This window comes from Amycolatopsis sp. SID8362 (genome assembly GCF_010550475.1).
Taxonomy (GTDB): Bacteria; Actinomycetota; Actinomycetes; order Mycobacteriales; family Pseudonocardiaceae; genus Amycolatopsis; species Amycolatopsis eburnea.
This window is the reverse complement of the sequence record NZ_JAAGNB010000833.1, coordinates 1-7683: the sequence shown is the minus strand read 5'-3', so window position 1 is coordinate 7683 and position 7683 is coordinate 1. Positions and strand designations below refer to the sequence as shown.

10 protein-coding genes are annotated in these 7683 nt (G+C 71.4%); 6 read left to right on the top strand and 4 right to left on the bottom strand.

Features of this window, described 5'->3' with window-relative positions:
* The coding region (locus G3I65_RS26000; RefSeq protein ID WP_160698433.1) for a TetR/AcrR family transcriptional regulator at window positions 1-574 on the top strand (574 nt) is incomplete at its 5' end.
* On the opposite strand, the gene G3I65_RS25995 is transcribed toward G3I65_RS26000, so the two are convergent.
* The 4 genes from G3I65_RS25995 to hisF are packed head-to-tail and all read right to left on the bottom strand — an operon-like array spanning window position 571 to window position 2427.
* Complete coding sequence (locus G3I65_RS25995) at window positions 571-924, bottom strand: DUF1304 domain-containing protein (protein ID WP_160698432.1); 354 nt, start codon at window positions 922-924, stop codon at window positions 571-573. The genes G3I65_RS26000 and G3I65_RS25995 overlap by 4 nt on opposite strands.
* Window positions 921-1283, bottom strand: a complete 363-nt coding sequence (hisI, locus tag G3I65_RS25990) for a phosphoribosyl-AMP cyclohydrolase (protein WP_160698431.1) — start codon at window positions 1281-1283, stop codon at window positions 921-923. Before hisI ends, G3I65_RS25995 begins: the two co-directional genes overlap by 4 nt.
* Window positions 1280-1657, bottom strand: coding sequence for a hypothetical protein (locus G3I65_RS25985; protein ID WP_160698430.1), 378 nt, complete (start codon window positions 1655-1657; stop codon window positions 1280-1282). Before G3I65_RS25985 ends, hisI begins: the two co-directional genes overlap by 4 nt.
* On the bottom strand, window positions 1654-2427 hold the full coding sequence (gene hisF, locus G3I65_RS25980; protein ID WP_160698429.1) for an imidazole glycerol phosphate synthase subunit HisF: 774 nt from the start codon (window positions 2425-2427) through the stop codon (window positions 1654-1656). Before hisF ends, G3I65_RS25985 begins: the two co-directional genes overlap by 4 nt.
* A gap of 38 nt (window positions 2428-2465) precedes the next feature.
* Between hisF and G3I65_RS25975 the strand changes: the two genes are divergently transcribed.
* The 5 genes from G3I65_RS25975 (at window position 2466) to G3I65_RS25955 (ending at window position 7574) form a co-directional block, all read left to right on the top strand.
* Window positions 2466-3071, top strand: a complete 606-nt coding sequence (locus G3I65_RS25975; RefSeq protein WP_160698428.1) for a TetR family transcriptional regulator — start codon at window positions 2466-2468, stop codon at window positions 3069-3071.
* A 36-nt stretch (window positions 3072-3107) separates the two neighbouring features.
* Window positions 3108-3674 (top strand): dihydrofolate reductase family protein, encoded by a 567-nt coding sequence (locus tag G3I65_RS25970; RefSeq protein ID WP_160698427.1) that lies wholly within the window; start codon window positions 3108-3110, stop codon window positions 3672-3674.
* Between the two features lie 71 nt (window positions 3675-3745).
* The gene (locus tag G3I65_RS25965; protein WP_160698434.1) at window positions 3746-4939 is read left to right on the top strand and encodes a phytase; all 1194 of its coding nucleotides are present in this window, start codon (window positions 3746-3748) and stop codon (window positions 4937-4939) included.
* 136 nt (window positions 4940-5075) lie between these two features.
* The gene (locus tag G3I65_RS25960; RefSeq protein WP_160698426.1) at window positions 5076-6563 is read left to right on the top strand and encodes a right-handed parallel beta-helix repeat-containing protein; all 1488 of its coding nucleotides are present in this window, start codon (window positions 5076-5078) and stop codon (window positions 6561-6563) included.
* Window positions 6564-7076: 513 nt separating this feature from the next.
* Window positions 7077-7574 carry a SigE family RNA polymerase sigma factor gene (locus tag G3I65_RS25955; protein WP_160698425.1) on the top strand — a complete coding sequence of 166 codons (498 nt, stop codon included), beginning with the start codon at window positions 7077-7079 and terminating at the stop codon, window positions 7572-7574.
* Window positions 7575-7683 lie beyond the last annotated feature (109 nt).

Below are 7683 nucleotides of genomic sequence, written 5' to 3'. Positions count from 1 at the left end.
CGGCCGGCGGCCCGCCGGCCAGGACACCCGCACGGCGCTCGTCGAGGCCGCGCGGGCGGTGTTCGCCGAGAGCGGCTACGACGGCGCGACGGTGCGCGCGATCGCCACCCGCGCCGGCGTCGACGCGGCGATGGTCAACCACTGGTTCGGCAGCAAGGAAGGCCTGTTCGCGAAGGCCGTGCTCCAGCTCCCGTTCGACCCCGTGGAGCTGCAGGGGGAGATCCGCCGCGGCCCGGACGCCGAGATCGGCGAACGCATCGTCCGCACCTTCCTCACCCGCTGGGACGGCGCGGGCGGCGACGTCTTCCAGGCACTGGTCCGCAGCATCACCGGCCACGAGCTGGCCGGCCAGGTCCTGCGGAGCTTCTTCCAGAACTTCTTCACCGGGCTGATCACGTCGATCGGCTCCGACCGGATCCCGCTGCGCACGGCGCTCTGCGCGTCCCAGCTGGTCGGCATGGGCATGATCCGGTACGTGGCGAAGTTCGAACCCCTGGTGGCGGCGGAGGTCGACACCCTCGTCGCGGCGGTGGCGCCGACCGTGCAGCGCTACATCACCGGCGAGATCGACTAGCGGGCGAGCAGCAGCGCGAGCAGCGCCAGCGCGCCCGGCAGCACCTGCACGAACAGGATCCGCTTGCTCGCCGTCGCCGCGCCGTAGAGGCCCGCGACGATCACGCAGATCAGCCCGTACAGCAGGAGTTGGAACTCGCCCGCGATCAGGCCCCACACCAGCGCGAGCGCCAGGAAGCCGTTGTACAGCCCCTGGTTCGCGGCGAGCGTCTTGCTCTCCTCCGCGAACTCCTTCGTGGTGCCGAAGGCGGCGCGGGCGCGCGGGGTGGTCCAGAGGAACATCTCCAGGACGACGATGTAGACGTGGATCAGGGCGACCAGCCCGACCAGGACGTCGGCGACGATTGTCACGCGTGCTCTTTCTCGTCGGCCAGGAGCAGGCGCTCCTCGGTGTCGAAACAGGTGTGCGTGCCGGTGTGACAGGCCGGGCCGGTCTGGTCGACGCGCAGCAGCACCGTATCGCCGTCGCAGTCGATGCGCACCTCGCGAACGTGCTGGTAGTGGCCGGACGTCTCGCCCTTGACCCACAGCTTCTCCCGGCTGCGCGACCAGTACGTGCCGCGGCGGGTGGCCAGGGTCGCGGCAAGGGCGTCGTCGTTCATCCAGGCCATCATCAGCACGTCGGAGGTGGCGTGCTCGACGACGACCGCGGCGATCAGGCCGTCGGCGTTGCGCTTGAGGCGCGCCGAGACGGCCGCGTCCAGGCTCATGCTTGCGCTCCCAGGATGTGCCGCTTGAGCGGCATCGAATTCAACAGGACGAACGCGTAGCCGTAGCCCGCGAAGGACAGGCCGGAGAACAGCTTGTTCCACCACAGTTCCGCGGCCAGCAGCAGGAAGGCGTGCAGCAGCGCGAACACCACGGTGACGACCAGGCCGCCGATGCGCGCGCTGCCCATCTTGTGCACGAGCCCGGTGGTCACGACGCCGCCGAGGATCAGCGCGAGCGCGGGCACCCGGTAGATCGCCAGCCCCGCCCCGGCGCCGAGCACCGGGATCAGGTCGAGCAGCGCCCACGCCACCGGCAGCCCGACCAGCAGGGCGGCGGTGACCTTCACCTCGACGGGTGCCTGCCAGGACTTCACCGGACCTCGACCCCGCCTTCGCGCAGCGCGCCCTTGACGTCGCCGATCTTCAGCTGTCCGAAGTGGAACACGCTGGCCGCGAGCACCGCGTCCGCGCCGGTCCGCACCGCGGGCAGGAAGTGCTCGAGCGCACCCGCTCCCCCGCTGGCGATCACCGGCACCCGCACGGCCTTGCGGACCAGCTCGATGAGCTCGAGGTCGAAGCCGTTCTTGGTGCCGTCGGCGTCCATGGAGTTCAGCAGGATCTCGCCGACGCCGAGCTCTTCGCCCCGCGCGGCCCACTCGACGGCGTCGATCCCGGTGCCGCGGCGGCCGCCGTGGGTGGTGACCTCGAAGCCGGACGCGGTCGGCTCGCCGCCGTCGGGGACGCGGCGCGCGTCGACGGAAAGCACGATGCACTGCGAGCCGAACCGGCGAGAGGCTTCGTGGAGGAACTCCGGCCGGGCGATGGCGGCGGTGTTGATGCTCACCTTGTCCGCGCCGGTCCGCAGCAGCCGGTTGACGTCGTCGTTGCTGCGGACGCCGCCGCCGACGGTGAGCGGGATGAAGACCTGCTCGGCCGTGCGGCGGACCACGTCGTAGGTGGTTTCGCGGTCGCCGGAGGACGCCGTGACGTCGAGGAACGTCAGCTCGTCGGCCCCTTCGGCGTCGTAACGCCGGGCCAGCTCGACCGGGTCGCCGGCGTCGCGGAGGCCGGCGAAGTTGACGCCCTTCACGACCCGGCCCGCGTCGACGTCGAGACAGGGGATCACCCGCACCGCGACAGACATGCGCACCAGCGTAGTCAAAGGGGCTCTAAGCTCTGCCAATGGCACGGGCGGGACGGCGGCCGGGACAGACGGAGACGCGCGAGAAGATCCTCGACGCGGCCCGCCACCGGTTCGCCGAACTGGGCTACGACGGCGCGACGGTCCGCGGGATCGCCGCCGACGCGGGCGTCAACGCGGCACTGCTGCACCACTTCTTCGGCAGCAAGCAGGCCCTCTTCGCGGCGGCGATGAACCTCCCGGTCAACCCGGCTTCGCTGGTTCCGGCCATCCTCGCGGGCCCGCGCTCGGGCGTGGGCGAACGCCTGGTGCGGGCGTTCCTGGCGGTGTGGGCCGTCCCGGAAGGACGCACGCCGTTCATCGCGATGCTGCGCGCGGCGGCGACGAACGAGCAGGTCGCGCTGATGATGCGCCAGTTCATCGAGCGCACGGTGCTGGCCGAGGTGGCGCGGGCGCTGGCGGTGCCCAAGATCCGGGTGACCGGGATCGCGGCGCAGATGATGGGCGTCGCGCTGCTGCGGTACGTGATCAAGCTGCCCCCGCTGGCCGACGCCGACGACGAGGAGATCGTCGCCCTGCTGGCCCCGGTGGCCCAGTACTACCTGGATTCCCGCGACGGTGTCGAAACGGGCGGGGCGCGTTCGTAGCGGGGGTGAGAGTCCCCCTTACCCGAGGAGCGCCCGATGACCGCCCAGTACACGTTCGACGTCTTCATGAGCCTCGACGGCTTCGGTTCCCACACCGGCGATTGGGGTGGGCACTGGGGCAAGCAGGGCCCGGAACTGCTCGCGCACCGCCTCGCGCAGTACCGCGAGGACCAGCGGATGGTCTTCGGCGCGCACACCCACCGGGTGAACGCGCGGATGCTCTCGGCCGCGGCGGAGCTCGACCCGTGGGTGACCCGCCTCCGGACTCTCCCGGCGACGGTGCTGTCCACCACACTCGCCGACCCCCTCGGCTGGCCGGACGCGACGATCGTGGCCGGCGACGCCGTCGAGGTCGTCGCGCGGCTGAAGGAGGAGTCGCCGGTACCGCTGCGGTCGCACGGGAGCCTGACGCTGAACCGCGCCCTGCTGGCGGCGGGCCTGGTGGACCGCGTCCAGGTGACGGTGTTCCCGGTGCTCACAGGACAGACGGGCGTGCGGCCCGTCTTCGAGGGGGTGGCGGACCTCGACCTGGAGCTGCTGGAGACCCGGACACTCGACGGCCGGACGCAGGAGCTGATCTACCGGCCGACGCGGCACGGGTGAAGCGGGCATCCGGCGTTCATGTCCCGGACACCCGATTCGTCTAGTTTCCGCGCGTGCGCAGACTTCTTCCGGTGGCCGTGGCCGCCGTCTCCCTGGTGTCCGCCGTTCCCGCCTCCGCCGCGTCACCGGATCCTTCGCCGGTTGCCCAGACGCAGGCCTTCGTCGACGATTCCGCCGCGTCCCCGGCCAACGCCGATGCCGACGACCCGGCCATCTGGGTCCACCCGCACGATCCTTCCCGCAGCGTGGTGCTCGGGACGCTCAAGGAGGGCGGGCTCGCCGCGTTCGACCTCGACGCGCGGACCCTCCAGCTGGTCGCCGCGCCGGCCGCGCCGACGCCCGGCGCCGCTCCCGGGCGGTTCAACAACGTCGACGTCGTCGGTGACCTCGCCGTCGTGAGCGACCGGGGGCGAGACCGGATCCGGGTCTACCGGATCGACCCGGCGGGCGCCGCGGCGGGCGGGCACGTGCTGCGGGACGTCACCGATCCCGCCGCCGCGCCGGTGTTCTCCGCGTCGGAGTCCGAAGTGGACGGTCAGTGGACCGCGTACGGCCTGGCCGCCGGACGCGACCCGCGCACCGGCGTCCGGTGGGTCGCGGTGACCCGGCGGCACGAGACGCGGGTGGCGCTGCTGAAGCTGGCCGACCGGCCGGACGGCACCGTCGGCACGGTGCCACTGGCCACCGTCGATCTGCCGTCGACGTTCCGGCTGCCGGACGGCACGACGTGGTCGCCCTGCGAGGAACCCGGCGAAGGCCCGCAGCTGGAGGGGTCGGTGTTCGACGGCCGCGTGCTCTACACCGCCCAGGAGGACGTCGGGATCTGGCGGATCCCGCTGACGTCCGCCGGGTTCGGGCGGCCCGAGCTGGTCGACCGGGTGCGCTCCTACGGCGTCCCGCAGCGCTGGAACGCCGCGACCGAGGAGTGCGTCCCCGACGGCGCCGACCCGGGCTTCGGCGGCCGGTGGCTCGAAGCCGACGCCGAAGGGCTGGCGGTCGCCGACGGCACGCTCTTCGCGTCCAGCCAGGGCGACTCCCGGTTCGTCGTGTACGGCCGGCGCACGCGCGACCTCCGGATCGTCGCAGGCCGCGGCACCGACTCGGTCGAGCACTCCGACGGCTCGGCGATCACCACCACGCCGCTCGGCCGCCGCTACCCGCACGGCCTCCTGGTGGTCCACGACGGCGAGCGCCGCCCATCGGCGGGCGACCTCCCGACCACGGGCTTCGCCTTCGTGCGCCTCGAAGACGTTCTCCGCGGGTAACACCGGATTTTTCCCGGCACCATTGTCCAGGATTTGTCCCGTTATCGGCCGCGGTGATTCTTTTACCGCGGCCGATAATCCGCAACTGTCCACTGATGGCGGTATCTCCGGCATCGATTCTGCGTAGGTTCACGGCATGCCGCGCCTCCATTCCGCGCTCGTCGTCCTGCTCGTGGCCACCTCCGTTGTTCCCGTTTTCCCGGCCGCCGCGGCCGGCGGGACCGCGACGGGTGCGGTGTGCGACAACCAGCCCGCCCTCTACGCACAGGCGCCGCCGGGTGCCGTGGCCGTCGACCTGGCCGTCGAGGGCGACCTGAGCGTCAAGACCCAGGCGTCGCCGCCGGGGACCACCTTCTGGCTGCCGCCCGGCACGCACCGGCTGGCGCCCGACCAGTACGGGCAGGTCATCCCCAAGGACGGCGACGTCTACCTCGGTGCCCCCGGCGCGGTGCTCGACGGCCGCGGCGTCAACCGGGCCGCGTTCACCCAGCAGGCCAAGGACGTCGTCATCCGCGGCCTCACCATCCAGAACTTCGTCGCGCCGCAGGACCAGGGCGTCGTCAACCACGACTCCGGCGAGCACTGGGTCATCGAGAACACCACCATCCAGCACAACACCGGCGCCGCGCTGATGGCCGGCGCCCGGCAGGTGGTCCGGGCCAGCTGCCTGCGCGACAACGGGCAGTACGGGATGAACGCCTACCGCCCCGACAACGCGATCACCGGGCTGCTCGTCGAGGGCAACGAAATCACCGGGAACAACGTCGACGACTGGGAAACGCGCAACCCCGGCTGCGGGTGCAGCGGCGGAATCAAGTTCTGGGCCGTGAACGGCGCCGACGTCCGCGGCAACTGGATCCACCACAACCACGGCGTCGGCCTGTGGGCGGACACCAATGACAACGATTTCCTGGTCGAAGACAACGTCATTGAAGACAATGACGCGGAAGCGATCCTCTACGAGATCAGCTACAACGTCGTGATCCGGCACAACGCCATCCGCCGCAACAACGTGGTGGCGGGCAGCCGGCGCGCGTCCCGCGGCGACAACTTCCCGTCCGCGTCGGTGTACATCTCCGAATCCGGCGGCGAACCCCGCGTGCCGGCCCGCACCGACGTCATCGACATCTACGGCAACACCTTCGAGGACAACTGGTCCGGCATCACGCTGTGGGAGAACGCCGACCGCTTCTGCAACAGCCCGGCGAACACGTCGACCGCGAGCTGCACCAAGCTCGTCGCCGACCGCACCCAGTGCGCGGCACCGGGCATCGAGTCGGCGCCGCTGTTCGACGACTGCCGCTGGAAGACCCAGCGGGTCGAGATCCATTCGAACACCTTCCGCTTCGATCCGGCCCGCCCCGGCTGCGCCGGGCTGTGCGGCCGGATGGCCGTGCTGTCGAACTACGGCACCTACCCGGCGTGGTCCCCGTACCGGGGCACGCTGGTGCAGGAGGCGATCACCCACGACCAGGACAACTACTGGTACAGCAACGACTACTTCGGCCCGTGGGCGTTCGTCGCCGGCGACACCTCCCGCACCCTCACCCCGGCGCAGTGGCAGAACGATCCCTGGAACCAGGACGACTGCGCCTCCTTCGACGGCGTGACACCGAACTGCTGACCGGTCACCAGAAGAAGACTCGAGCCGATCGGCTTGGCCGCGACGGCGTACCTGGGGCAACCCCGCACCGCCGCCGGCGAACCGCCGCGTGTACCGGCGGCAGTCCGCGACGAGCCCCCGGACCGCCCCCGTGAACAACGCGAACGGACCGATCGCGAACGTGGCCACGAGCACCGCCACGCCGGCCGAAACGGCTGCCGTCTTCCCCCTCGTCATCGCCCCTCCTCCAGGTCTTCTTCCTCCCGGATCCCAGGAAAGCACGCACCACCGACAGGAATTTCCGAGCGGCCTGACCCCACCGCGGAACCCGGGAACGCACCGGAGTTGAGAGCCACCCGGACCGGTGAACGGCGAGCCCGTCGCACCCGGCGATCACCCCCGGCGAGACGCCCACTGTGACCGCGACTACGCTGAACTGCGCCGAACCGGTGAACTCGCCCCGAAAAAACTTCTCGCCCGCGTGCATCAACCCGGGCCCCTCGCGCGTCCATGGGGAGAACGGAAGGGACGCGTGTGAGCTTCGAAGAGTTCGTCGCGGAGCGGCTGGACGGCCTGCTCCGCTACGCCACCGTCCTGACGAACGACCCGCACCTGGCGCAGGACATCGTCCAGGACGTGCTGCTGCGCGCCCAGCAGCGGTGGGACGGCATCGACACCCCGCCGTCGTACGTGCGGCGGATGATCACCAACGAGTACCTCTCGTGGCGCCGGCGGGCCGTGCGGCGGATGGTGCCGAGCAGCCACGACGTCCTCGACGCGCTCGGCCCGCCCGAAGCCGACCCGGCCACTGCCTACGACGAGCGGGACGCGATGCTCGGCCTGCTCGCCACGCTGCCCCGCAAGCAGCGCGCGGCGATCGTGCTGCGGTACTACGAGAACTACTCCGACGCCGAGATCGCCGCGGTCCTGCGCTGCGGCGCGTCCACCGTGCGCAGCCAGATTTCCCGCGCGCTGGCGACCCTGCGCCAGGCGCCGCACCCCGCGGTACTCACCACCGGAGCTGGAGAATGACCCGCAGCGAGCACGACACCGAGACGCTGATCCGGGAGAGCCTGGACCGGCTCGCCGCCCGCGCCCCGGACGGCCGGGCGGTGCGGGACGCGCTGGCCCGCGCCGGGCG